This window comes from Arcobacter defluvii (assembly GCF_013201725.1).
Lineage (GTDB): Bacteria > Campylobacterota > Campylobacteria > Campylobacterales > Arcobacteraceae > Aliarcobacter > Aliarcobacter defluvii.
In genome coordinates, this window is sequence record NZ_CP053835.1 from 925,459 (window position 1) to 949,299 (window position 23,841).

The 23,841-nt window shown below is 25.6% G+C and carries 19 protein-coding genes; 9 read left to right on the forward strand and 10 right to left on the reverse strand.

All coding sequences use genetic code 11. The annotated features are described in order from the left end of the window. Positions 1 to 69: 69 nt before the first annotated feature. On the forward strand, positions 70 to 1,836 hold the full coding sequence (locus ADFLV_RS04675; RefSeq protein ID WP_129010924.1) for a YgiQ family radical SAM protein: 1,767 nt from the start codon (positions 70 to 72) through the stop codon (positions 1,834 to 1,836). A gap of 73 nt (positions 1,837 to 1,909) precedes the next feature. Here the strand turns inward: ADFLV_RS04675 and ADFLV_RS04680 are convergent, their stop codons facing one another. Further along, positions 1,910 to 2,551 (reverse strand): adenylate kinase, encoded by a 642-nt coding sequence (locus tag ADFLV_RS04680; protein WP_014473714.1) that lies wholly within the window; start codon positions 2,549 to 2,551, stop codon positions 1,910 to 1,912. Positions 2,552 to 2,682: 131 nt separating this feature from the next. Between ADFLV_RS04680 and ADFLV_RS04685 the strand changes: the two genes are divergently transcribed. Together ADFLV_RS04685 and ADFLV_RS04690 are read left to right on the forward strand one after the other, a co-directional pair. Continuing rightward, a complete protein-coding gene (locus ADFLV_RS04685) occupies positions 2,683 to 3,252 on the forward strand; it encodes an adenylate kinase (protein WP_014473715.1) in 570 nt (189 codons plus the stop codon). Continuing rightward, entirely contained in the window at positions 3,252 to 4,013 is a 762-nt protein-coding gene (locus ADFLV_RS04690) for a competence/damage-inducible protein A (RefSeq protein WP_129010923.1), read from the forward strand. The genes ADFLV_RS04685 and ADFLV_RS04690 overlap by 1 nt, the downstream gene beginning before the upstream one ends. A gap of 1 nt (position 4,014) precedes the next feature. Here the strand turns inward: ADFLV_RS04690 and ADFLV_RS04695 are convergent, their stop codons facing one another. Genes ADFLV_RS04695 through uvrC form a run of 3 tightly spaced genes read right to left on the reverse strand, consistent with a single transcriptional unit; the run spans position 4,015 to position 7,555 of the window. Beyond that, a complete protein-coding gene (locus ADFLV_RS04695) occupies positions 4,015 to 4,683 on the reverse strand; it encodes a tetratricopeptide repeat protein (RefSeq protein ID WP_129010922.1) in 669 nt (222 codons plus the stop codon). Continuing rightward, positions 4,680 to 5,702 (reverse strand): alanine racemase, encoded by a 1,023-nt coding sequence (locus ADFLV_RS04700; RefSeq protein WP_129010921.1) that lies wholly within the window; start codon positions 5,700 to 5,702, stop codon positions 4,680 to 4,682. Before ADFLV_RS04700 ends, ADFLV_RS04695 begins: the two co-directional genes overlap by 4 nt. A gap of 2 nt (positions 5,703 to 5,704) precedes the next feature. Next, entirely contained in the window at positions 5,705 to 7,555 is a 1,851-nt protein-coding gene (gene uvrC, locus ADFLV_RS04705; RefSeq protein WP_014473719.1) for an excinuclease ABC subunit UvrC, read from the reverse strand. A gap of 117 nt (positions 7,556 to 7,672) precedes the next feature. On the opposite strand from uvrC, the gene ADFLV_RS04710 reads away from it, so the two are divergent. Beyond that, positions 7,673 to 8,317 (forward strand): N-acetyltransferase, encoded by a 645-nt coding sequence (locus tag ADFLV_RS04710; RefSeq protein ID WP_014473720.1) that lies wholly within the window; start codon positions 7,673 to 7,675, stop codon positions 8,315 to 8,317. Here the strand turns inward: ADFLV_RS04710 and ADFLV_RS04715 are convergent. The 4 genes from ADFLV_RS04715 to ADFLV_RS04730 form a co-directional block, all read right to left on the reverse strand. Beyond that, the gene (locus ADFLV_RS04715; RefSeq protein ID WP_164968495.1) at positions 8,301 to 9,596 is read right to left on the reverse strand and encodes a diguanylate cyclase; all 1,296 of its coding nucleotides are present in this window, start codon (positions 9,594 to 9,596) and stop codon (positions 8,301 to 8,303) included. The two genes, ADFLV_RS04710 and ADFLV_RS04715, sit on opposite strands and share 17 nt — an antisense overlap. A gap of 73 nt (positions 9,597 to 9,669) precedes the next feature. Then, complete coding sequence (locus ADFLV_RS04720) at positions 9,670 to 10,416, reverse strand: choline/ethanolamine kinase family protein (RefSeq protein WP_129010919.1); 747 nt, start codon at positions 10,414 to 10,416, stop codon at positions 9,670 to 9,672. Next, entirely contained in the window at positions 10,406 to 10,963 is a 558-nt protein-coding gene (gene pnuC, locus ADFLV_RS04725; protein ID WP_228712373.1) for a nicotinamide riboside transporter PnuC, read from the reverse strand. The genes ADFLV_RS04720 and pnuC overlap by 11 nt, the downstream gene beginning before the upstream one ends. Positions 10,964 to 11,031: 68 nt before the next feature. Beyond that, positions 11,032 to 11,508: a glutathione peroxidase gene (locus tag ADFLV_RS04730; RefSeq protein WP_014473724.1), complete on the reverse strand. Its 477-nt coding sequence runs from the start codon at positions 11,506 to 11,508 to the stop codon at positions 11,032 to 11,034. A 309-nt stretch (positions 11,509 to 11,817) separates the two neighbouring features. On the opposite strand from ADFLV_RS04730, the gene ADFLV_RS04735 reads away from it, so the two are divergent. From ADFLV_RS04735 to ADFLV_RS04755, 5 genes are all read left to right on the forward strand, one after another. Next, positions 11,818 to 13,842: a HAMP domain-containing methyl-accepting chemotaxis protein gene (locus ADFLV_RS04735; protein ID WP_129010917.1), complete on the forward strand. Its 2,025-nt coding sequence runs from the start codon at positions 11,818 to 11,820 to the stop codon at positions 13,840 to 13,842. Between the two features lie 145 nt (positions 13,843 to 13,987). Continuing rightward, positions 13,988 to 16,000, forward strand: coding sequence for a HAMP domain-containing methyl-accepting chemotaxis protein (locus tag ADFLV_RS04740; RefSeq protein WP_172658756.1), 2,013 nt, complete (start codon positions 13,988 to 13,990; stop codon positions 15,998 to 16,000). Between the two features lie 169 nt (positions 16,001 to 16,169). Further along, positions 16,170 to 18,569 carry a methyl-accepting chemotaxis protein gene (locus ADFLV_RS04745; protein WP_172658757.1) on the forward strand — a complete coding sequence of 800 codons (2,400 nt, stop codon included), beginning with the start codon at positions 16,170 to 16,172 and terminating at the stop codon, positions 18,567 to 18,569. A gap of 210 nt (positions 18,570 to 18,779) precedes the next feature. Beyond that, positions 18,780 to 21,236: a methyl-accepting chemotaxis protein gene (locus ADFLV_RS04750; RefSeq protein WP_129012049.1), complete on the forward strand. Its 2,457-nt coding sequence runs from the start codon at positions 18,780 to 18,782 to the stop codon at positions 21,234 to 21,236. A 107-nt stretch (positions 21,237 to 21,343) separates the two neighbouring features. Further along, a complete protein-coding gene (locus ADFLV_RS04755) occupies positions 21,344 to 22,039 on the forward strand; it encodes a SapC family protein (RefSeq protein ID WP_129012048.1) in 696 nt (231 codons plus the stop codon). Positions 22,040 to 22,051: 12 nt separating this feature from the next. Here ADFLV_RS04755 and ADFLV_RS04760 read toward each other — a convergent pair whose 3' ends face one another. Together ADFLV_RS04760 and ADFLV_RS04765 are read right to left on the reverse strand one after the other, a co-directional pair. Next, the gene (locus ADFLV_RS04760) at positions 22,052 to 22,714 is read right to left on the reverse strand and encodes a response regulator transcription factor (RefSeq protein ID WP_129012047.1); all 663 of its coding nucleotides are present in this window, start codon (positions 22,712 to 22,714) and stop codon (positions 22,052 to 22,054) included. A 3-nt stretch (positions 22,715 to 22,717) separates the two neighbouring features. After that, positions 22,718 to 23,776, reverse strand: a complete 1,059-nt coding sequence (locus ADFLV_RS04765) for a hybrid sensor histidine kinase/response regulator (RefSeq protein WP_129012046.1) — start codon at positions 23,774 to 23,776, stop codon at positions 22,718 to 22,720. Between the last annotated feature and the right edge of the window lie 65 nt (positions 23,777 to 23,841).

Below are 23,841 nucleotides of genomic sequence, written 5' to 3' on the forward strand. Positions count from 1 at the left end.
TTTATAGTAGGGGTTAAAATATATTCAGGCACAATACGAAAAAACTAATATATTTTATAAAGAAGAAAAATGAATAATTCAGAAAAATTAAATAAATTTTTACCTACTACAAAAAAAGAGATGAATGAACGTGGTTGGGATGAACTTGATGTCATCCTAATCACAGGTGATGCCTATATAGATTCTCCATTTATGGGAATTGCAGTTGTTGGAAGACTGCTTGAAGATATAGGACTTCGTGTTGGAATTATAGGTCAGCCTGATGTAAATAGTGATGTTGATATTAAAAGATTAGGCGAACCAAAACTGTTTTGGGGAGTAAGTGGTGGAAGCATTGATTCAATGGTTTCAAACTATACTGCAACTAAAAAATTTAGAAATGATGATGACTATACTCCTGGTGGAAAAAACAATAAAAGACCAGATAGAGCTACTTTAGTATATACAAATCTAATCAGAAGATATTTTAAAAATACTGTTCCTATTGTTCTTGGTGGAATTGAAGCAAGTCTTAGAAGACTTACTCATTATGACTACTGGACAAATAAACTTAGAAAACCAATATTATTTGATACCAAAGCTGATTATATGGTTTATGGTATGGCTGAACAAGCAATAATGGATTTGGGTAATTATCTAAAAGAAGGAAAAGACCCAAGAACTATAAAAGGACTTTGTTATATCTCAAAAGAACCAGTAAATGATTATCTACAAATTCCATCACATCAAGAGTGTTTAGATTTTAAAGAAAAATATATTGACCTTTTTAAAACTTTTTATGACAATAATGACCCAGTTTATTCAAAAGGTTTATGCCAAGAGATTGATGGACGATATTTAATCCAAAATCCACCAAGCAGGCATTTGGAAGAAGAAGAGATGGATCATATTGCATCTTTTCCATATCAAAGAGATTTACATCCATATCATGCAAAAGAGGGAAAAGTAAAATGTCTTGAAACTATTAAGTTTTCTATTATGACTCACCATGGATGTTGGGGAGAGTGTAACTTCTGTGCAATTGCTGCTCATCAAGGAAGAACTATACGAACTAGAAGCGAAAAAAATATTTTAGCTGAAGCAAAACACTTTACAACAATGAAAGATTTTAAAGGAATTATTTCAGATGTTGGAGGACCAACTGCTAATATGTATGGATATGAGTGTAAGAAAAAAATAAATCTTGGAACTTGTGTTGATAATAAAAGATGTGTAGATGCTCACAGACTTTGTCGAACGATGAAAGTTGACCATAGTAGAAACATACAACTTTTAAAAGATATTAGAGCTGTTCCTGGAATTAAAAAAGCATTTGTGGCTTCAGGCGTTCGATATGATTTAATCACAGCTGATAAAAAGCATGGAAAAGAGTATTTAAAAGAGATGATAGACCATCATATTTCAGGGCAAATGAAAGTAGCACCAGAACATACAAATGATGAGGTTTTACATCATATGGGAAAACCTGGAAAACAAACGTTAATTGATTTTAAAAAGATGTATGATGATTTAAATAAAGAATCTGGTAAAAAACAGTTTTTAACATATTATTTAATTGCTGCACATCCAGGTTGTGAAGAAAAACATATGCATGAGTTAAAGCAGTTTACAACACATGAATTAAAAATGAATCCAGAACAAGCTCAGGTATTTACTCCAACACCAGGGACTTACTCAGCTGTTATGTATTACACAGAAATGGATCCATTTACTAAGAAAAAAATATTTGTTGAAAAAGACCAAAGAAGAAAAGAGAAACAAAAAGAGATTGTAGTTGCAAAAAATAAATTTGCAACAAACAATAAAAAGCCATTTACTTCTGGAATGCAAGGCTAGAATTTTTAATAATTTTAAATAAAAAAAAGGGGCAACTAAAATTAGTCCCCTTTTTACTTTTTTAAAAAAGAGTTTACGCTAAAGCGTTGAACATATCTGCTGTAACTTCTGAAACATCTTTTGTTCCATCAAGTTCCATAAATACACCCATTTTTGTATAGAATTCAATTAATGGTGCAGTTTGTGTGTGGTATGCATCAAGTCTACTAATAACAGTTTGGGCATTGTCATCTTTTCTGATGATTAATTCACCACCACAGTAGTCACAATCATTTTCTTTTTTAGATGGATTAAATTCTACATGGAAAGATGCTCCACATTTTGAACATACTCTTCTTCCTGTAATTCTTCCAACGATTAATTCATCAGGAACATTTAATGAGATAACTTTATCTAAAGAGATTCCCATATTTTTCATTAGTTCATTTAAAGCCTCAGCTTGAGCTAAAGTTCTTGGAAAACCATCAAGAATAAAACCATCTTTACAGTCAGACTCAGCTAATCTATCTTTAATAATACCAATAATAGTAGAATCTGGAACTAACTGTCCAGCGTCCATAAATTTTTTTGCTTCCATTCCCATATCAGTTTTATCTGCAATAGCTGCTCTTAAAATATCGCCTGTTGAGATTTGTGGAATGTTATATTTTTCGATTAAAAATTTTGCTTGTGTCCCTTTACCAGCACCAGGTGCTCCAAATAGCATTAAATTCATATTTCGTTTCCTTAATTTTTCGTGTATTGTATAAAAAAAGCTTTTAATAATACATAAGCTCTAAATACTACATCAAGAATTTAAATGATTTTTGATACAATTATTCCCTCAAAATTCAACTAAGGTTATAAATGAAAAAATTATTTTTAATTATTGGGGCACCTGGCAGTGGCAAAACTACTGATGCAGAATTAATTGCAGTAAATCACAATAATATAACTCATTATTCAACTGGTGATATGTTTAGGACAGAAGTATCAAGTGGATCTCAAAGAGGTCAAATAATTGAAAAATATATAAGTGCAGGAAATATTGTACCAATTGATATAGCTATTGAAACAATTATTGGAGCTATAAAAAAAGCATCAACAGATATTGTGATTATCGATGGATATCCAAGAAGTATAGAACAAATGGTTGAATTAGATAAATATTTAGCAAATGAAGATGAAGTAGAGTTAGTAAACTGTATAGAAGTTGAAGTTAGTGAACAAGTTGCAAGAGATAGAGTTTTAGGACGTGCAAGGGGAACTGATGACAATGTTGAAGTATTTAACAATAGAATGAAAGTTTTTGCTGAACCATTAGAAGAAATTAGAGCATTTTATTCAAAAAAAGATTTATTAAAAGTAATAAATGGGGAAGGAACTATTAAAGAAATTGTAGATGAAATGGAAAAATTTATCCAATCGAGAATTTAATGAGTACTCAAAAAATCAATTTTTATTCAGTGATTATTGGTACTGAATTACTAAATGGACGTCGTAAAGATGCCCATTTTTCTTTCTTAAACGAACAACTTTTAAAAAGAGGTTGGGAACAAAAAGGCTCTTTTGTAATAGAAGATGACCAAAAACTTATGTTTGATATTTTTAATCTTATAAAATCTGATCCAAATTCTGTTATGTTTTGTTTTGGTGGGATTGGAGCTACACCTGACGATTATACTAGAGTTGTAGCTGCAAAGGCATTTACAAATGGAAAAATGGAATTTCATGAAGAGGCAAAAAATAGAATTATAAATCAATTTAAAGAAGAAGCTTATCCTCACAGAATAAATATGGCATATCTGCCAATAAATGCAAAACTTCTTACAAATGTAGTAAATGATGTAGCTGGATTTTATCTTGAAGATAGATTTTTTTTCACTCCAGGTTTTCCATCTATGAGTCAAGCTATGGTAATGGAAGCATTAGATAAATTATATCCAAAATCAAATATTGAAAAATATAGAAATACAATGACTATAGAAACAAGTGAAAATGATTTGATTGATACTATGAAAAAAATTCCTTCACATCTTGATTTTTCATCATTACCTAAAATAATAGCAGATAAAAGAAAAGTTGTGATTAGTCTTGCTGGATATGATAAAGATGAAGTTGATAAATATTTTCAATATTTTATAGAATTTTGTGAAAAAAATGAAAAAGAGTTTATCTTAGAAGATATAAGTTTATAGTTTATTTAACAGGCTCATTATAATCACCAATTTTCCAACCATCATCTTTTGGATATTTTCCTAGATTATAGTCATTCCAAACTTTTACACAAAGTTTGTTCCCTTTTTGGTACTCATCATTTGCAAAAACATGAGCTCTTCCAAAATTTGGAAAAACTCCCATTCCTGCTGCATACATATATGCAATATAGCAGTTTGCTTCGTACTCTTTTTGTTTTGAAGCTAGTTTGAAGTAGTGTAAAGCTTTTTCATAATCTTTATCTACTATTTCTCCCATCAAAAGAAATCTTCCTATCATCATTTGAGATTTTGCATGACCTTTATTTGCTGCATCAACAAAAAAATTATAGGCTTTTACTAAATTATAATATTGAGTTGATTTTGATAGATGAATTTTTCCAAGAACATAAGTCGATTCTAAAAATCCTAAATTTGAAGCTTTTGTGAAATATTCATATGCTTTATTTACATTTTTAGCTATTCCATCACCAGTTAGATAAATAATACCTAACTCATGGATAGCTTTTGGATTATTATCTTTCTCTAACTCTTTATAATAACCCAATGCTTTCATTGTTCCTTGCACTTTATGAATAGTATAAACTTCTTCAAATGTCATTGCATTTGAAAGAGTTACTAAAACAAAAAGTGAAAGAACAAATTTTTTCATACTATTTCTTTTTCTATATTTGGATTTAGTGTTGTTGTGATTTCATAAGTAATTGTATCATGAACTTTTGCTAAAGCATTTACATCATCAAAAATACAAACTTTTTCATCATCTGTATTTAAAGATAAATTATCCATTGATACTCGACCTAAAACTTTATAACCTTTTGGAGTAGTATAAGTTTTTCTTTCATTTAATCTTAAAAAACCATCTCCATAACCAACATCATAATTTGAAACAATCATATCTTCAGTTGCTGAAAATTTACCACCATAACCTACACTTTGACCTTTTTTTAAAGTTCTAGTTGAAATTCTATTTGCCCAAAGTGACATAACAGGTTTTAATTTTGGAAATTTAAATACATCTGCATTATCTATGTATCCATAAGTTGCTATTCCCACTCTTGCAAAATCTTCATCAAAATCTGATGTTCTAAAAAGTGCTGCTGAGTTACAAGAATGGAAAGCCGGAATAGGTAAAGAAAGTTGTTCACATATTTTTTTCACATTCTCTTTAATACTAGAAAAAACGGCTTTTTGCCAGAAAAAGTTTGTTGATAATTCATCAGCACCTTTATGATGTGTGAATACTCCTGTAATGTGTATATTTCTCTTAGAAAGCCCTAAAATAGCCTTTTCTAGCTCAGAAGGTTTTATTCCACTTCTGTGCATTCCTGTATCAATTTTGATATGGACATTTGAATTTATGGGTAGTCTTTCAATGTCTTCACATGTGTTGAGTGCTATGTGAAAAGTATGTGAATAAGTGTGAAAAGATTTTTCTGCAAGTATTACAATATAATCAAAGAATTTTTCAATTTTAAGTGCATCATCTATTGTTCTAACGACTGCTTTTTTAATTCCATATTCACTTGCAAGTTTTCCTATTTCAATAAGTCCATGTCCATAAGCATTATCTTTTAAAACAACTGCAACCTTTTCAATTGAGCCAGCTTTTTTTGAAATAATATCTAGATTGTAAAATAGATTTTCTTTTCTTAATAAGATTTTTGCCAAAATTAATCCTTTGAGGCTATAAAATAATTTAAAATTGTATTTGCATCTTTTTCATTTAATACATTTTTTAATTCTTCTAAAGATGCATTTTTTATTTTTTCAAATTCTCCAAAATATAAAAGAAGCTTTTTGATTTTTGCTTCACCAATTCCTTTGATTTGTAATAAAGAAATTTGTTTATCTTGGGCTCTTTTCTGTTTTTTATGGAATGTTATAGCAAATCTGTGAGCTTCATCCCTTTGTCTTTGAACGAATTGTAATCTTTTATCACTTGTTAATAAGTTAAAACTTTTAAATTCACCATTTTTATTTTTATAATGAATTATATCTTTTGCTGCACCTTTTGCTCTGTGAGCTTTTGCATCAAGTTTTTCTTTTGCAATTGCAATAATATCAAGATTAACTCCAACAGATTGTACTATGTCATATGCCAGTTTCAAAAGAGTTTCTCCACCATCTATTATCCACAAATCAGGTGCCGGATTTTTTTCAAAACTTTCAACTCTTCTTATTAACATTTCTCTCATTTGAGAGTATTCGTCTTTTGATTCAAGATTATAGTGTCTAAAAGCTTTTTTATCAAAAGAGTTTAAAGTTTCATTCCAAACTATCATAGCTCCAACAGTTGCTTGTCCCATCATATGAGAGTTATCAAAACTTTCAATTATATATGGAAGAGTTTGAAGAGTAAATAACTCTTTTAAATCCTCATAAATAGAAGTTTGATTTTTTGATGATTCTAGTCTTAAAAGTTCATCACAGTTATTAAAGGCAATTTGAACAATATCTTTTTTCTTATCTTTTTTAGGATTTATAATTTTTATCTTTTTATTAAATCTTGTATATAAAAATTCTTCAATCTCTTTTGTTTCTTCTAATTCACATCCAACTAAAATCTCTTTTGGTAAAAGAGGAATTTCATTGTCATAATAGTTTATAATAGCTCTTTTATAAGCCTCTTCATAATCAAAATCAAACTCTTGTGTAAAATTATCAATTTTTAAAAAGTCATGACTTGATGAAGTTAATTTTCCATCTCTTAAAAACATTCGTACAATTACTGCTTTTTTATTGTTTGTAGTTATTACGAAAATATCAATATCTTCATTTGTAGCTAAATCAATTCCAGTTTTTATTTGTGATTTTTCAATAGTTTTGATTCTATCTCTTAAAGTCATTGCCTCTTCAAATCTAAAATCATTTGAATATTGAAGCATTTTTTCATTTAGTTTAGAAATGAGTTTTGTTTTATTATAGATAAATTCTAAGGCATTTTCTACTATTTTTGCATAATCATCTTTTGAAATCTTATTTTCGCACGGAGCATAACATTTTTGTATTTGATGAAATAGACAAGCTTTTTTACCTTTTACACAAGATTTTTTTTGAACTAATGGAACAATCTCATAAATGCTATCAAGCATATCTTTTGCACCTGTTGAATAAGGTCCAAAATATTTTATATTTTTGCTTTTATGTATTTTTCTTGTGATTTCAAGTCTTGGAAAATCTTCATTGTAATCAATAAAAATATATGGATATGTTTTATCATCACGAAGTAAAATATTATATTTTGGTTTTAATTGCTTGATTAATGAATTTTCTAAAATAAGTGCATCATGTTCATTTGGTACAACAATCCACTCAAGAGCTTCAACTTCGCTAATCATTTTATAAATTCTTGGACTTAGTTTATCTGCTGGTTGTAGTTTTGGCACAAATTTAAAATATGACTTAACTCTATTTTTTAGAACTTTTGCTTTTCCAATATAAAGTAAATGACCATCTTTATCAAAGTATTGATAAACTCCCGAATCATTAGGAAGTTGTTTTAGTTTCTCATGTAAATTCATTTTAGAATAATACCCTAAAGAGTTTTAAATATGTAAAAAAAATTCATGTATATAATATAAACAATTAATATCTCTAATCTTTATAAAATAAGACTAGAATGAAAAGAAGGATAAAAAATGAAAGTTATTGAATTAAACAGAGAAGAGTATCTTATCTCAGTAAAAAAAATTGCTGATTTTAAAAGTTTATCATTTTCAAAAAATGCTCTTGAATGGTGGGATAATTATTATAGTTGGGAAAAATTTCCACCAATTTGTTTAATTAATGATAAAAACAAACATTTATGTTATTTATTTTACTCTATTTCAAAAGATAATGAATATTTAACTATTCATAATTTATTAACACCAAATATACATAGACATAATGGATATGCTTATAAATTATTAAAATATCTTTTTAATCATTTATCAAATCAAGATATTAAAAGATTTAAGATGAATTGTGTGAGTTCGTCTTTAGATTTTTATAATAAATTAGGATTGGAATATTGGGGAATAAATGATTTATCTCAATATTATTGTGATTTCAAAATGCCAAATTTAGATATTAGTGAAATTCCTCAAATAGTAAAAGATTCAAAATTAAGTGAATTAAGTGATGAAAGAGTTTTACAAATATTTGAATCATTAAAAAACAACGGAACAACATTGGATGATAAGATGAAAGAAAAATTTGAAGATTCTAAAGAAAAACTAAAAGGCAAATATCATTTTGATTTACTTCTAAAAAGAGCTATAAAAGTTAAAAATGATATATGACAGTTTTATTTCTTGAATCTTTTTTTGCAATATAAAGCGCTCGATCTGCTCTTAATATAATAGAATCTAAATCTTCATCATCATCTTTTAGTTGGCTAATTCCTAAGCTAATAGTAATTTTTACATCAATTTCATCATTTTTATAACTTGAAGTTTCGACTATATTTCTTAGTTTTTCTGCAAGAATAAATGCGCTATTTTCATTAGTATTATTTAATAAAATAGTAAACTCTTCTCCACCAGTTCTTGCAAGAATATCTGATTTTCTTACACATTTTGACATTTTATTTGCAATAAGTTTTAAAATTTCATCTCCAATATGATGACCATAATTATCATTTATTTGTTTAAAAAAATCAATATCAATACAAATTATTGATAAATCATTTTTTTCTCTTTTTGCTAAATGAAAAGCTTTTATTCCAATATCAAAAAAATGTCGTCGATTTGATAAATTTGTTAAATAATCAATAGTTGAAATTTCTAGTAATTTTTTATTTGCTCTTCTTAACTCTTTTGTTCTTTGATTAACTTTACTTTCAAGAGTTTTATTTAGTTTCATGATATTTAATTCTCTTGTATAAATAGAATGAATTGTAAATGTAATAATTATTATGAATATAATCGAAGTAAAAAATGTAACAAGATAAAGTAAATTGGTTTTTGAGTTTATAATCTCTATATTTTCTGTATAATGTTCAGTTGGAATACTAACTCTTATTCCTCCAATTATATCTCCAACTTTATAGTTATTTGTATTATGACACTCCAGACAAGATACTTCAACTTTTAAAGGTGCAACAAAATCATATTTATATTTTCCTATACTTGTATAAAATTCTTCATTACTATTTTTCAAACTCTTTAATGCAAGTTTTTCAAAATCATCAGGAGCATTTATTGGATTCAGAGGGTTCAAACTGGTAATTTTGAAAAAATAATTTTCTTTTTTGTTAGACATTTCTGATATTTGTCTTGTCATCCAAGCAGGATTCATTTTTATAAGTAATTCACCATTTTTAGTATATTCATGATTATCTTGTAAATAAGGATTTGGTTTTATTCCATCATGTGCTTTTATATAAACTGCACCGTGATCAGAACTCCATTTTCTGGTATTTACTATGTTATTAAATAGTGTTGATGCTTGTTGAAATAATATTTTTTCAGAAATCTTTTGATAATCATTTTTTGTATCACTTATATATTTTATTATAAAAAGTGTAAAACAAAATATCATTGTAACTGTAAAATAAATAAGTAAATTTTTATTTTTCATAGACATCTTTTTAATTATTTTATAATAATTATAGCATAAAAATAATTTTTTATGCTAGTAAAATATAATATTGTTATTCATAATTTATAAACCATAAAGTACAAAGATTTTTATATATTTTTTTATAAAGTTCTAATTTTTTAATATCATTTTTTTTAATTTTTTTTAAATATGTTTTTAATAATATTTTTTCTTCTATATTATTTAATGAAAACTCTATACAAACAGAAGCTAAATCAAAAAATTTATCATTTGTTCCAACATATTCCCAATCAATTATTTTTATTTTATTATTTCTAAAAATTATATTTTTGGGATTTAGATCATGATGCGTTAAAACTAATTCTTTTTTGTACTTTTTTAATATATTGAGATTTTTAAAAGAGTTTTGTAAAAGTTTTTGACTTTTTTCATCTTTTAGAATTTTTTTATATGAAAGTAAATCTTTTTTTATATTATAAGATATAGTTTTTATTTTTATTTGATGTAGTTTTTTTATTTTTAAAACAAGAGTTTTAAGTTCATGAGTTTTCAATTTTGTTTTATGAAATCCCTTTTGATATTCATAAACCATAAATTTATTATTTAAAAAAATAGGTTTTGAACAAATATCTTTTTTGTATGCAAGTTTTTGGATTTTAAATTCAAATTCTCTACTAATATTTACACTACTATTTGATTTGAAAACTCTGATTACATAAGAGTTGATAGATGTTTTTAAAAGATAACTTATATTATTAAACCCTTGATTTTTTAGTAATTCAAGGCTTAATAATTTTTCTTTAAAAATATTATATGTTTCTAATTCTTCAATAGTCAAAACTTATATACTCTTTTTTCCATTGTTTAAATGCAATTATTGCAAGAATAGTATATATTGAAAATAAAACAGCTGTTAAATAAAAACCTTTATGTATATAAATATAAATCGAAACAGCATCTATAACAACCCAATAAAGCCAATTTTCTAATACTTTTTTTGTAAGCATATAAGTAGCAAAAACAGCAAAAACAGTTGTAAATGTATCTAAATATGCATAATCTGCTCTTGTATAATTTGCCATATAATATCCCAAACATAAAGAGATAATTGTCAAAGAAAGGATGATTTTTATATTTTTAGAAAAACTATAACTACTTATTTCAAGTTCTTTTTCTATTTGGGTTATATTTCCAAATTTCCAAGAATACCAACCATAAAGAGCCATTATTAGATAAAAAATATTTAAAAAACTATCCATCAAAAGTGAAGCATCAAAAAACAAAATACTATAAATTAATGTACTAAAAAATGCAGCAGCCCAACACCAAAGATTTTGTTTTATAGCAAGTACTAGATATGTAATTGATAAAAAAACTGCTAACATCTCCCAAGAAGTCATATATGAAATTGCTTCTTGGATATTATTTAAAAAATTTTCTATTTTTTATCCTTTTATAAAAGATTTAATATATCTTTTTCTATTGATTCAGGAGTCGTAGAACTTCCATATCTATTTACAATATTTCCATCTTTATCAACTAAAAATTTTGTAAAGTTCCATTTTATATCTTTTGTTCCTAAAATACCTTTTTGTTCATTTTTTAAAAAAGTATATAAAGGAGATTCATTTTTTCCATTTACATCTATTTTTGCAAACATATCAAATTTTACATCATATGTTAAACTACAAAACTCTTTGATTTTTTCATTTGATTCAGGTTCTTGATTTGCAAATTGATTTGATGGAAATCCTAAAATCATAAAATCTTTATTTTTATATTTCTCAAAAAGAGTTTCTAATCCTTCATATTGACCTGTAAATCCACATTTACTTGCAACATTTACAATCAAAAGAACTTTGCCTTTATATTTTGACATTGAAATCTCTTTACCATCAATTGTTTTTACATTAAAATCATAAATACTCATATTGTTCTCCTTTGAAAATAATGAACTAAAAATCAGCAAAATTAAAAGTAATATCTTTTTTATCATTATAATTCCTTTATTAAATTTTATCTTATCTAAGAGAAATTTTATCCTATTTATCTTTATTTAATATAATGATATATTTACGCTATATTTGTTTGATATTAAAGATTAATTTAAAAATGATACTTTTATAGTATTATCGTTTAGTATTATTATAATTTAGAATTGAGTCATAAAATAATGAGAAGTTTTGTATATACATAAGAGCTTCTAAGCTTTTAATATAAATTTATAATAGGAAAAAAAATGCTTAAAAATTTAAAAGTTGCAAAAAAACTTATTTTGGGTTTTGGAATAGTATCTTTATTAATAGTTGTTTTAGGAATAGTTTCAATAATAAAAATGGAAACAGTTAACGAACAATCTACAATAATGGCAGAAAATTGGATGCCAAGTATTGTTATAACAAATAAAATCAATACAGAAACATCGGATTTTAGGATATTTGAATATGATCATATTTTATCAAAAAGTGATGAAGAAATGGCAAAAGATGAAGTTCAGATGAAAGAAACTTTGGAAGTTATGAAAAAAGATTTTCAAACATATGAAAGTTTAATATCTTCAGATGAAGAAAGAGCAATCTATGGAAAATTTACTGAAAGATTCAATGAATATTTAAGACTACATGAAAAGCTTATTTCTGCTTCGAGAGAAAATAGAACAGAAGATGCACTTAAATTGGTTAGAGAAAGTAATAAGGTATATAATGAATTTTCTTCAATATTAATAAGTTTAGTTGATTTAAATATTAAAGGTGGACAAGAGTCAAGTCATGAGGGTGATGTTATATACTCAAATGCAAAAATATTACTTATAAGTATTATTGTTATTGTTATTTTAATATCTATTATAATTGCATTTTTCATTACAAATTCAATAACAAATTCTCTTAAATATTTACAACAAGGTTTATTTAGTTTCTTTGCATATTTAAATAAAGAATCATCAAATGTTGAATTAATTAAAGCTGATTCAAAAGATGAATTTGGAGAAATGGCTGTTGTAGTAAATGAAAACATTGAGAAAACAAGAACAGTTATTGAAGAAGATAATGCTTTAATTGAAGATGCAAAAGTAGTAATGAGCAGAGTAAATAATGGATGGTATGGACAATTTATTGAGAAAAAAACTTCAAATACATCATTAGAAGAGTTTAAAAATAATGTAAATAAAATGATTCAAGATACAAGAAATAGATTTACTCATGTAAATGAAGTTTTAACTCAATATTCAAACAATGATTTTAGAAAAGCTCTTCAAATGGAAGAAAATGATGAAAAAGGTGGAGTTTTTGAAAACTTAGTAAATGGGTTAAATTCTTTGCAACAAACTTTAACTCAAATGTTAATAGATAATAAAACAAATGGATTAACATTAAACGCAAGTTCTGATATATTGTTATCAAATGTAGATAAATTAAATTTAAGTTCAAATGAAGCAGCAGCATCTTTAGAAGAAACAGCAGCAGCACTTGAGGAGATAACTTCAAATATTAGAAATAATACACAAAATATAGCAAAAATGGCAAAATTATCTAATGAAGTTACGTCTTCAGCAAATCAAGGTGAAAAACTAGCAAATCAAACAACAAATGCAATGGATGAAATAAATAATCAAGTAAATCTAATCAATGAAGCTATAAGTGTAATTGACCAAATTGCTTTTCAAACAAATATTCTTTCACTTAATGCAGCAGTAGAAGCAGCAACTGCTGGTGAAGCAGGGCGAGGATTTGCAGTTGTTGCACAAGAAGTAAGAAATCTAGCATCACGAAGTGCTGAAGCAGCAAAAGAGATAAAAGCAATTGTTGAAAATGCAACAAGTAAAGCAAATCAAGGAAAAGAAATAGCTTCAAATATGATTGATGGATATAAACAACTAAATGAAAATATATCTCAAACTATTAATTTAATTCAAGATATAGATATGTCTAGTAAAGAACAATTAAGTGGAATAGAACAAATAAATGATGCAGTGAATCAATTAGACCAACAAACACAACAAAATGCTATGGTAGCAAATCAAACTCATGATGTAGCTGTTGTTACAGATGAAATTGCAAAATTAATTGTTGCAAATGCAAATGAAAAAGAGTTTAATGGTAAAAACGAAGTAAAAGCAAAAGATATGAATTTAACTTCTAAAAAAGATACTCATACAATACCTGTGAAAAAAACTACATTAAAACCTTCTTCAACAACTTCAGCAAAAAAAGATACAAAAATAGTATCTACAAAAATAAATAACGATGAGTGGGAAAGCTTTTAGGCTTTCCTTTTATTTAAAAGATTAATCTTTTTTTTGTTTTGTTATTTGTTTGTAATTCTTCTAAAAAGATATTGTTGTAATACTATTTTTCGCTATAATTGCGAAAAATTATACAAATAGTTAAAAAATAATCAGGAGTTTATTAATGTTGCAGAATTTAAAAACCAAACTAAAGTTATCAATACTTTCTTTTGTTGCTTTGGTTGGAATTATCATTTTAGGTGCTTTAGGAATAATTCAACTAAAAGAGGTAAACAATGGTTTAGAAAGAGTTTATAATGATAGAGTTGTTCCATTAGAACAATTAAAAATAATTGCAGATGAATATGCTGTAAATATTGTTGATACGACACATCAAACAAGAAATGGTAATTTTGAATTTGAAAAATGTATATCAAATATCAATAGTGCTCAAGAAAAGATAAAAAATAATTGGAATAAATATTTATCAACATCTTTAACTAAAGAAGAAGAAACATTAGTAAAAGATGTAAATCATTTAATGGATATAGGTAATAGTGAAGTAAATAAAATAAAACAAGCCTGTGAAGATAAAAATCTTGATTTAATCTCAAAAATAACTATTGAAGAACTTTATCCAAATATAGATCCAATTGGTGAAAAAATTTCAGCATTAATTACACTTCAACTAGATGTTGCAAAAAGTGAAACTCAAATTGCAGAAAATATTTATAGCACAAGTATAACAGTGATTATAATGACGATTTTAGGTTCTTTTTTAATAATTTTATTTTTATCATATACGATTATTACTGATATTACAGGAAAACTAAATAGCTTTAAAAAAGAGTTATTAAATTTCTTCTCTTTTTTAAATAAAGAGACTTCAGATGTAACTCTTTTAGAAATTAAATCAAAAGATGAATTTGGTGAAATGGCTGATGTAATTAATGAAAATATAATTAAAACTCAAAAATTAATTCAAGAAGATAATTTCTTAATAGATGAAGCAAAAATAGTAATGACAAGAGTTAATAATGGTTGGTATTCACAATTTATTGAGAAAAAAACTTCAAATAGTTCTTTAGAAGAGTTTAAAAATAACGTAAATAAAATGATTGAAAATACAAGAACAAGATTCGAGCATGTAAATGAAGTTTTAAATTCTTATTCTCATAATGATTTCAGACCTAAGTTCAAAATGGAAAAAGATGATGAAAAAGGTGGAGTGTTTGAGACTTTAGTAAATGGTTTAAATACATTACAAGAAACATTAACACACATGCTAAAAGAGAATAAAACAAATGGATTGACGTTGGATGAAAGCTCGGATATATTATTGGCAAATGTAGATAAATTAAATATAAGCTCAAATGAAGCAGCAGCAAGTTTAGAAGAAACAGCAGCAGCCTTAGAACAAATAACTTCAAATATAAGAAATAATACACAAAATATAGCGAAAATGGCTAGTTACTCAAATAGTGTAACAAAGTCAGCAAGTGATGGTGAAAAACTTGCAAATCAAACAACTCAGTCAATGGATGAAATAAATAATCAAGTAAATCTAATCAATGAAGCAATAACAGTAATTGATCAAATAGCATTCCAAACAAATATACTTTCACTTAATGCAGCAGTAGAAGCAGCAACAGCAGGTGAAGCAGGGAAAGGATTTGCAGTAGTAGCACAAGAAGTAAGAAATTTAGCATCTCGTTCAGCAGAAGCAGCAAAAGAGATAAAAGTAATAGTAGAAAATGCAACAAAAAAAGCGAATGATGGAAAAGAGATAGCATCAAATATGATAAGTGGATATAAAGAATTAAATCAAAATATATCACAAACAATAAACTTAATACAAGATATAGAGATGTCAAGTAAAGAACAATTAAGTGGAATAGAACAAATAAATGATGCAGTAAATCAATTAGACCAACAAACACAACAAAATGCAGCAGTAGCGAGTCAAACACATGATGTAGCAATAATAACAGATGAAATAGCAAAATTAATAGTAAATGATGCAAATGCAAAAGAGTTTGAAGGGAAGAATGAAGTAAAAGCAAAAGATATAAAAATAAATAAAAAAGATAATTCAAATCCAATAAAATCAAATTCAAAACAAAAAGATACACAAACAAAAAAAGATACAAAAGTAGTATCTAACAAAACAAACAACGACGAGTGGGAAAGCTTTTAGGCTTTCGCACTTTTTCAAAAAAACTATTCATCCCAAAAAAATATTTACAACTGTTTAAAAAATAATATATTTAGAAGTTTTATTTTTCAATAAAAATGATATTATAATGTTATTAAAAAGAATTATATTTCTAAATAATAATTCTATACCAACTACTCGAGGAGTAAGAATGAATAAGTTGAATTTTGGGACAAAATTATTACTAATTTTAGTTTCAACAAGTATAGTTTCTCTTAGTTTAATGATATATATTGTATCTTCATATTCTTATGAAAATTCAAGAAATGATGCCCAACATTATATAAATGAATTAGCTAAAAAGAATGCTTTAGATATTAGAAATACTCTTGATAAAGCAATAGTTATTTCAAATACAATATCGAATAAATACGAAAGTGCTATTGAACATCATGAAAAATTGTCAAAAGAGGGAACAATAAAATATTTTAAATCTCTTTTAGAACAAAATAAGTTTATTTTAGGTGTATGGTTTACTTTTGAAGATGGAACATTAGTATATGAAAAAAATGATGGTACAGATAAAGAAAATTACTATACAAAAAAAGGTGCATTTCAACCTTATGTTGTAAGAAATAGTGATGGTTCTTTCAATATAGAGCCTTCTTCTGATTTTAACATAAACTCTGAATGGATAAATCTTCCTTATAAAAATAAACAAGTTTCTATAACACAACCATATGATTATGATATAAATGGGAAAAAGGTACTTTTAACTACAGTTTCTTCTCCTGTGTATTTTCAAGGTAAATTTATAGGTGCAGTTGGAGTTGATTTTTCTTTAGATTCATTTAATAAAAAAGTTAATGAAATTAAATTATTTGATACAGGATATGGAACAGTTGTTGATGCTTATGGAAAAATAATTAGTCATGCAAATCCTGAAAATTTAGGAAAAAGTTTAAAAGATTTAACAAAAAATGAAAATATTTTAAAATCGCTAGAAATGTCTAAAAAAGGTGAAGATTATTCATATCTTGCAAAAAATCTAAAAAGTGGTGAAGATTCTTACTCTTATGCTTATCCATTTGAATTTGGTGAAACAAAAAATTATTGGACATTTATAGCTACTGTTCCAGAAAAAGAGTATTTAAAACAATCAAATTTTATTAGAAATTTTTCGATAGTTTCAGGTTTAATAGTATTAGTAGTTATTGTTCTTGTATTGATTTATAGTATGAGAATTTTAAATAAAAATTTAACAACAATAAAAAATGGATTATTAGATTTCTTCTCATATTTAAATAAAGAGAGTAAAGTTGCAAAATCAATACAAATAGATTCGTTAGATGAATTTGGTCAAATGGCAAAAATGATAAATGAAAATATCAAGAAAACGGAAAAATTAATTATTCAAGATAATGATTTGATAGAAGATGTAAAAAGAGTTGTTAATGAAGTAAAAAATGGGAAATTCAATAAACGAATAGAAAAATCAACTGAAAATGAAAATCTTGAAGAGTTAAAAAACACATTTAATGAAATGCTTGAAACAACTAAAAATTCTGTATGCGAAGATGTAAACAACGTAATAAAAGTTTTAGATAATTTTGCAAAACTTGATTTTAGAGGAAGAATTGATGATAAAGGTAATATTTCTGTTGGAATAAATAACTTAGCTCAAATAATTAATACAATGCTAAAAGAGAATAAAACAAATGGATTGACGTTGGATGAAAGCTCGGATATATTATTGGCAAATGTAGATAAATTAAATATAAGCTCAAATGAAGCAGCAGCAAGTTTAGAAGAAACAGCAGCAGCCTTAGAACAAATAACTTCAAATATCAGAAATAATACACAAAATATAGCGAAAATGGCTAGTTACTCAAATAGTGTAACAAAGTCAGCAAGTGATGGTGAAAAACTTGCAAATCAAACAACTCAGTCAATGGATGAAATAAATAATCAAGTAAACTTGATAAATGAAGCAATAACTGTAATTGATCAAATAGCATTCCAAACAAATATACTTTCACTTAATGCAGCAGTAGAAGCAGCAACAGCAGGTGAAGCAGGAAAAGGATTTGCAGTAGTAGCACAAGAAGTAAGAAATCTAGCATCTCGTTCAGCAGAAGCAGCAAAAGAGATAAAAATAATAGTAGAAAATGCAACAAAAAAAGCGAATGATGGAAAAGAGATAGCATCAAATATGATAAGTGGATATAAAGAATTAAATCAAAATATATCACAAACAATAAACTTAATACAAGATATAGAGATGTCAAGTAAAGAACAATTAAGTGGAATAGAACAAATAAATGATGCAGTAAATCAATTAGACCAACAAACACAACAAAATGCAGCAGTAGCGAGTCAAACACATGATGTAGCAATAATAACAGATGAAATAGCAAAATTAATAGTAAATGATGCAAATGCAAAAGAGTTTGAAGGAAAGAATGAAGTAAAAGCAAAAGATATAAAAATAAATAAAAAAGATAATTCAAATCCAATAAAATCAAATTCAAAACAAAAAGATACACAAACAAAAAAAGATACAAAAGTAGTATCTAACAAAACAAACAACGACGAGTGGGAAAGCTTTTAGGCTTTTCTACTTTCCCTAAATATTATTATTTTTAAGCTAATTTAATTTTAAATGTTAGTTATTTTATGATTTTATAAACAAATAAATATCTGCTTTTAAAAGACTTTTCCAAATTTTTTATAATTATTTAATTATGTATAAATTATGTATTAATAAATTATTAATTATATATTAATTATCATACATATTAAAATTAAAAAAAGGGAAAGTATGAAAAATTTTTCTATAAAGAATAAATTACTCATAATAGTGATTGTAACGATAGTTCTTGTTGCTACAATGATTGCATTGAAGTCAATTTATGAGATTAATAATCTAACAAATAAAAATATTGAAGAGTATAAAGAAAATACTTATGCAACAACTCAAGAAGAGTTGAAAGTTTATACAAGTTTTGCAAAAAATATTGTTGAAAACCTTTATAAACAATCACTTCCAGAAAATGTAAAAGAAAATGTGAAAGAAGACTTGAAAGCTCAAACAGATTTTTTATTTACAATGTTAACAAAATTATATGATGAAGAAAAAGATAAAGTTTCAGAATCAGAACTAAAAAAAATGCTTTTAGATACTATTGGAGCTGTAAGGTATGGAAAAAATAATGATTATTTTTTTGTTTATGATAAAAACTCAACAATTTTAAAATTACCATTAACTCCTCAAAGAGAAGGAACAAAAAATACAGGGAAACATATTTTAGAATTTATTGATACAGCATTTAATAAAGGTGAAGGATTAGTTCCTTATGACCAAGTTATTCCAAATAAAGCTCCTAGAAAAAAAGTATCTTTTGTTAAATTATTTAAACCATTTGATTGGGTAATTGGAACAGGAACATATATAGATAATGTAACAGAAGATTTGCAAAAAAAAGCTTTAGAAGAGATTTCTCAACTTAGATTTGGTAAAGATGGTTATTTTTATGTTTATGATTATAATGGTGTAAATTTAATGCATCCAATAAAACCTGAACTTGTAGGAAAAAATTTAATAGACTTAAAAAGTAAAAAAGGTGTTTACTATATAAAAGATTTAATTGAAGTTGCAAAAAAAGATGGTGGAATAGTAAATTTTGATTTTGAAAAAACAGGTGATGATAAACTATATGAAAAAATAGGTTATGCTGTAGGTTTTAACCAATGGCAATGGATGATTGGAACAGGTTCATATAATGATGAAATAGAAAAAAATATAGAGATATTAAAACAAAATTCACAAGATAAAATCAGTTCAATAATATTTGGAATAATTTTAATAGCAATTATTGTTTCTATAATTATCATTTTATTTGTAACATTCTTTATAAATAAAGAGATAATTGTGCCTTTAAATAGATTTCAAATAGGTCTTTTAGATTTCTTTAAATACTTAAATAAAGAGACAAAAACAGTAGAAAAAATTTCAATTAAATCAAATGATGAAATAGGTTTAATGACTGAAATTGTAAATAAAAATATTGAAAAAACAAATCAATTAATTGAACAAGATGAAAAATTAATATCAAATGTTAAAGCAGTTGTTTCTGAAATAAATAAAGGTAAATTAAAAAATAAAATTGAAGGACAAACTGACAATCAAAGTTTAGAAGATTTAAAAAATATTTTAAATGAAATGTTAGTTTTAATTTCAAGTAAAATAAATGATGACTTAAAAATCATTGATGATGTTTTAGCTAAATATAAAAATATGAATTTTACTTATAGAATAGAAAATCCTCATGGAGAAGTCGCAAAAGCTATAAACTCTTTAGCTGAAACAATAAATCATATGTTAGTAGAGAATAAAACAAATGGATTAACATTAAATGAGAGTTCACATATACTTTTATCAAATGTAGATAAGTTAAATATGAGTTCAAACGAAGCAGCTGCAAGTTTAGAAGAAACAGCAGCAGCAATAGAAGAAATAACATCAAATATAAGAAATAATACTCAAAATATAGCAAAGATGGCTAGTTACTCAAATAATTTAACAAAATCAGCAAATGATGGTGAAAAACTTGCAAACCAAACAACAAGTGCTATGGATGAAATAAATAATGAAGTTAAACTAATCAATGAAGCAATAAGTGTAATTGATCAAATAGCATTCCAAACAAATATTCTTTCACTTAATGCAGCCGTTGAAGCTGCAACTGCTGGTGAAGCAGGGAAAGGATTTGCAGTAGTAGCAGCAGAAGTAAGAAATCTTGCTAGCAGAAGTGCAGAAGCAGCACGTGAAATAAAAACAATAGTTGAAAATGCAACTTCAAAGGCAAATCAAGGAAAAGAGATTTCAAATAATATGATAGTTGGTTATAAACAATTAAATGAAAATATCACACAAACGATAAACTTAATACAAGATATAGAAATGTCAAGTAAAGAACAATTAAGTGGAATAGAACAAATAAATGATGCAGTAAATCAATTAGACCAACAAACACAACAAAATGCGATGATAGCTTCTCAAACTCAAAATGTTGCAACATTAACAGATGAAATAGCAAAACTAATAGTAAATGATGCAAATGCAAAAGAGTTTATAGGTAAAAATGAAGTAAAAGCTAAAGAGATAAATTTAGATAGTTCAAAAAATGAGAATAATATAATCAAAGCAAAAAAATCTACTTCAAAAATAGATAAAACAACTAATAAAAATGAGATAGATGAGTGGGAAAGCTTCTAAGCTTTCTTCACTTTTCTTAAAATATTTTAGATATTTTTATACATCTTCTTTAGAAACTTTTTCAAATAATTAGATAGAATAAAACCAAAACAAAAAAAGGGAAAAAAGTGTTTAAGAAGTTAGAAGTATTAAATAAAATTCAACATAAAAATAAAGGAATAGAAGAAGTAACAAATTTTTCTTATTCAAAAGAACTGATTAATGCTCCAGTTGCAATATCAGAATTTTTTGAAGCTTGTAAAAATTATCCTATATTTTTTGCAAAAGATAAAGACAATAATTGGTTTGCATCTGTTTTACTTGGTTACAAACAAGGTGAAAATCTTTTTATAGATAAAAAAGGAAACTGGAAAGAATTACACTATATTCCAGCATTTGTAAGAAGTTATCCATTTATTTTAGTGAATAAAGAAAATCAAAAAGATTTAGTAATTGCTATTGAAGGTGAATATTTAAGTGATAAAGAAGATGCCAAAAAACTATTTGATGAAGAAGGGAATAATAGTGAGTTTTTAAATAGTGCTTTAAATTTTTTAAATCAATATTATGCAGATTCTCTTTCAACAACACAATTTATAAAACAACTTGAAGATTGGGAACTTTTAGAAGAAAAAATTGCAACAGTTGTAAATACAAAAGGTGAAAAATTTAGTTTAAATGGTTTTTTTGTAATCAATGAAGAGAAATTAAAACATTTAAGTAAAAAGAAAAAAGATGATATTTGTGCAAAAAATGCCTATTCATTAATCACAGCTCATTTGATTTCGCTTTCAAATCTTCAAAAATTAGGTGCAATTAAATAAAAGAAATGTTGGCTATTTTATAAGTTTATAGCCAACTCCTCGTAAGTTTAAAATCATTCCATTTTTTAGCTTTTTTTTGAGTTTATGAACAATAGTTCTCATACTTACAGTTTCCATTTCTTTACTATCCCAAACATATTCGTGAATCATTTCATTTGTTACAGTGTTATTTATATTTTTTACTAAAAGAGTTAAAAGAAGTTTTTCTTTGTTTGTTAGTTCTATTTCAAATTTTGATTTATGTAAAGTTTGCTCCATCAAATTAAATGAAAAGTCATATCCTAAATCAACTATAAAATCGCTATTTTCATCTTTTTTTATGTGACTTAAATGATATTGTATTCGTAAAAATAGTTCTTCAAAATCAAAAGGTTTTTTTATATAATCATTACAACCTAAAGTGTAAGATTTTTTGATATTTTCTATATCAATTTCTGCACTTATCATAATAATTGGAACATTTAAATCATCATTTCTAATAAATTCTAAAACCTTATGACCATCAAATCCTAAAACATTTAAATCTAAGATATACAAATCATATTTACTATTTGAGATAAATTCTATTGCTTTATAACCATCTGTAAAACTATCCACATAAAAACCTCGATTTTGTAAAGATTGTTTTATGATTTTATTTAAAGCAAAATCATCTTCTAGTAAAAATATTTTCATAAATTAATCTCCTTTTATAACTCTGTTTTGTGGAAAAATATATTTAAAAACAGTGTTGTTTTTTTCTGAACTTAGTTCTATTTTTATTTCATTTTTGTCACAAATCTCTTTTACAATACTAAGTCCTAATCCTAAACCAATATTTTTATCTTTTTGTTGATAGTAGGCTTGAAATACAGCTTTTGTATCAGCTATTCCTATTCCTTCATCTTTTATTGAAAGGATATAGTTTTCATCTTCTTTATCTAAAGTTATCTCTATAGTTGAGTCTTCAAAAGAGTATTTAATAGCATTTGAAATTGTGTTATCAATAACCCTTTCAAGTTCATAAGAATCCATAAAAACGTCAAACTCTTTATGAATATCCAAAGCTATATCAATATTTTTTATATTTGCCATTTCATCAAAAAAAGCAACCCTTGAAGATAAAAATCGCACTAAATTTATACTTTTTTCTTCAATAATTCTTTTTTCTTTTTTTGTTAAGTAATATAAATCATTGTAAATAGAAGAAAGGGATTTTGAAGAAGCTTTTATAGCTTCAAATTGTTCTTTATATCCTAAAGTTGATTCTAAATTGTCAATATTTAAACCAATGATACTCAAAGGTGTATTCATCTCATGGATTATTTTTTTTAGGAAAAAGTCTTGTTGTTCAAGTAATTTTGAAATAGTATTTTTACTTTCAAATATTTTTAGTTGAGTTTTAACTCTTGCAATTACTTCTTCTTTTTCAAAAGGTTTAGTTATATAATCAACACCACCTTCATTTAGAGCTTTTACTTTACTTTGTGTGTCATCTAAAGCACTAATAAATATGATAGGAATCTCTTTTAAAACTTCGTCTTCTTTTAATATTTTACAAACTTCAAAGCCACTGATATTTGGCATTTTTATATCTAAAAGTATTAAATCAGGTGGATTTAACCTTGAAGAGTTTATAGCAAAGTTTGCATCAGTTGTTGCTCGTATTAAAAAATTTTCTTCTTTTAAAATAGTATTTAAGTAGTGTAAGTTTTCTGATTTGTCATCTATTATCAGTATTGTATAGTTTTTATCCATTTAGTTATTCTTTTTACAAATTCATATTTGTTAAGATTATAGGAAAAAACTCTTTAGGATTTTGT

Coding starts and splice junctions, on each gene's coding strand:
- ADFLV_RS04695 (WP_129010922.1), bottom strand. CDS start 4,683: ATGAAAAAATTTGTTCTTTCACTTTTTGTTTTAGTAACTCTTTCAAAT.
- ADFLV_RS04765 (WP_129012046.1), bottom strand. CDS start 23,776: ATGGATAAAAACTATACAATACTGATAATAGATGACAAATCAGAAAAC.
- ADFLV_RS04730 (WP_014473724.1), bottom strand. CDS start 11,508: ATGAGTATTTATGATTTTAATGTAAAAACAATTGATGGTAAAGAGATT.
- ADFLV_RS04760 (WP_129012047.1), bottom strand. CDS start 22,714: ATGAAAATATTTTTACTAGAAGATGATTTTGCTTTAAATAAAATCATA.
- uvrC (WP_014473719.1), bottom strand. CDS start 7,555: ATGAATTTACATGAGAAACTAAAACAACTTCCTAATGATTCGGGAGTT.
- ADFLV_RS04685 (WP_014473715.1), top strand. CDS start 2,683: ATGAAAAAATTATTTTTAATTATTGGGGCACCTGGCAGTGGCAAAACT.
- ADFLV_RS04675 (WP_129010924.1), top strand. CDS start 70: ATGAATAATTCAGAAAAATTAAATAAATTTTTACCTACTACAAAAAAA.
- ADFLV_RS04735 (WP_129010917.1), top strand. CDS start 11,818: ATGCTTAAAAATTTAAAAGTTGCAAAAAAACTTATTTTGGGTTTTGGA.
- ADFLV_RS04750 (WP_129012049.1), top strand. CDS start 18,780: ATGAAAAATTTTTCTATAAAGAATAAATTACTCATAATAGTGATTGTA.
- pnuC (WP_228712373.1), bottom strand. CDS start 10,963: ATGTTAGCAGTTTTTTTATCAATTACATATCTAGTACTTGCTATAAAA.
- ADFLV_RS04745 (WP_172658757.1), top strand. CDS start 16,170: ATGAATAAGTTGAATTTTGGGACAAAATTATTACTAATTTTAGTTTCA.
- ADFLV_RS04690 (WP_129010923.1), top strand. CDS start 3,252: ATGAGTACTCAAAAAATCAATTTTTATTCAGTGATTATTGGTACTGAA.
- ADFLV_RS04710 (WP_014473720.1), top strand. CDS start 7,673: ATGAAAGTTATTGAATTAAACAGAGAAGAGTATCTTATCTCAGTAAAA.
- ADFLV_RS04715 (WP_164968495.1), bottom strand. CDS start 9,596: ATGAAAAATAAAAATTTACTTATTTATTTTACAGTTACAATGATATTT.
- ADFLV_RS04680 (WP_014473714.1), bottom strand. CDS start 2,551: ATGAATTTAATGCTATTTGGAGCACCTGGTGCTGGTAAAGGGACACAA.
- ADFLV_RS04740 (WP_172658756.1), top strand. CDS start 13,988: ATGTTGCAGAATTTAAAAACCAAACTAAAGTTATCAATACTTTCTTTT.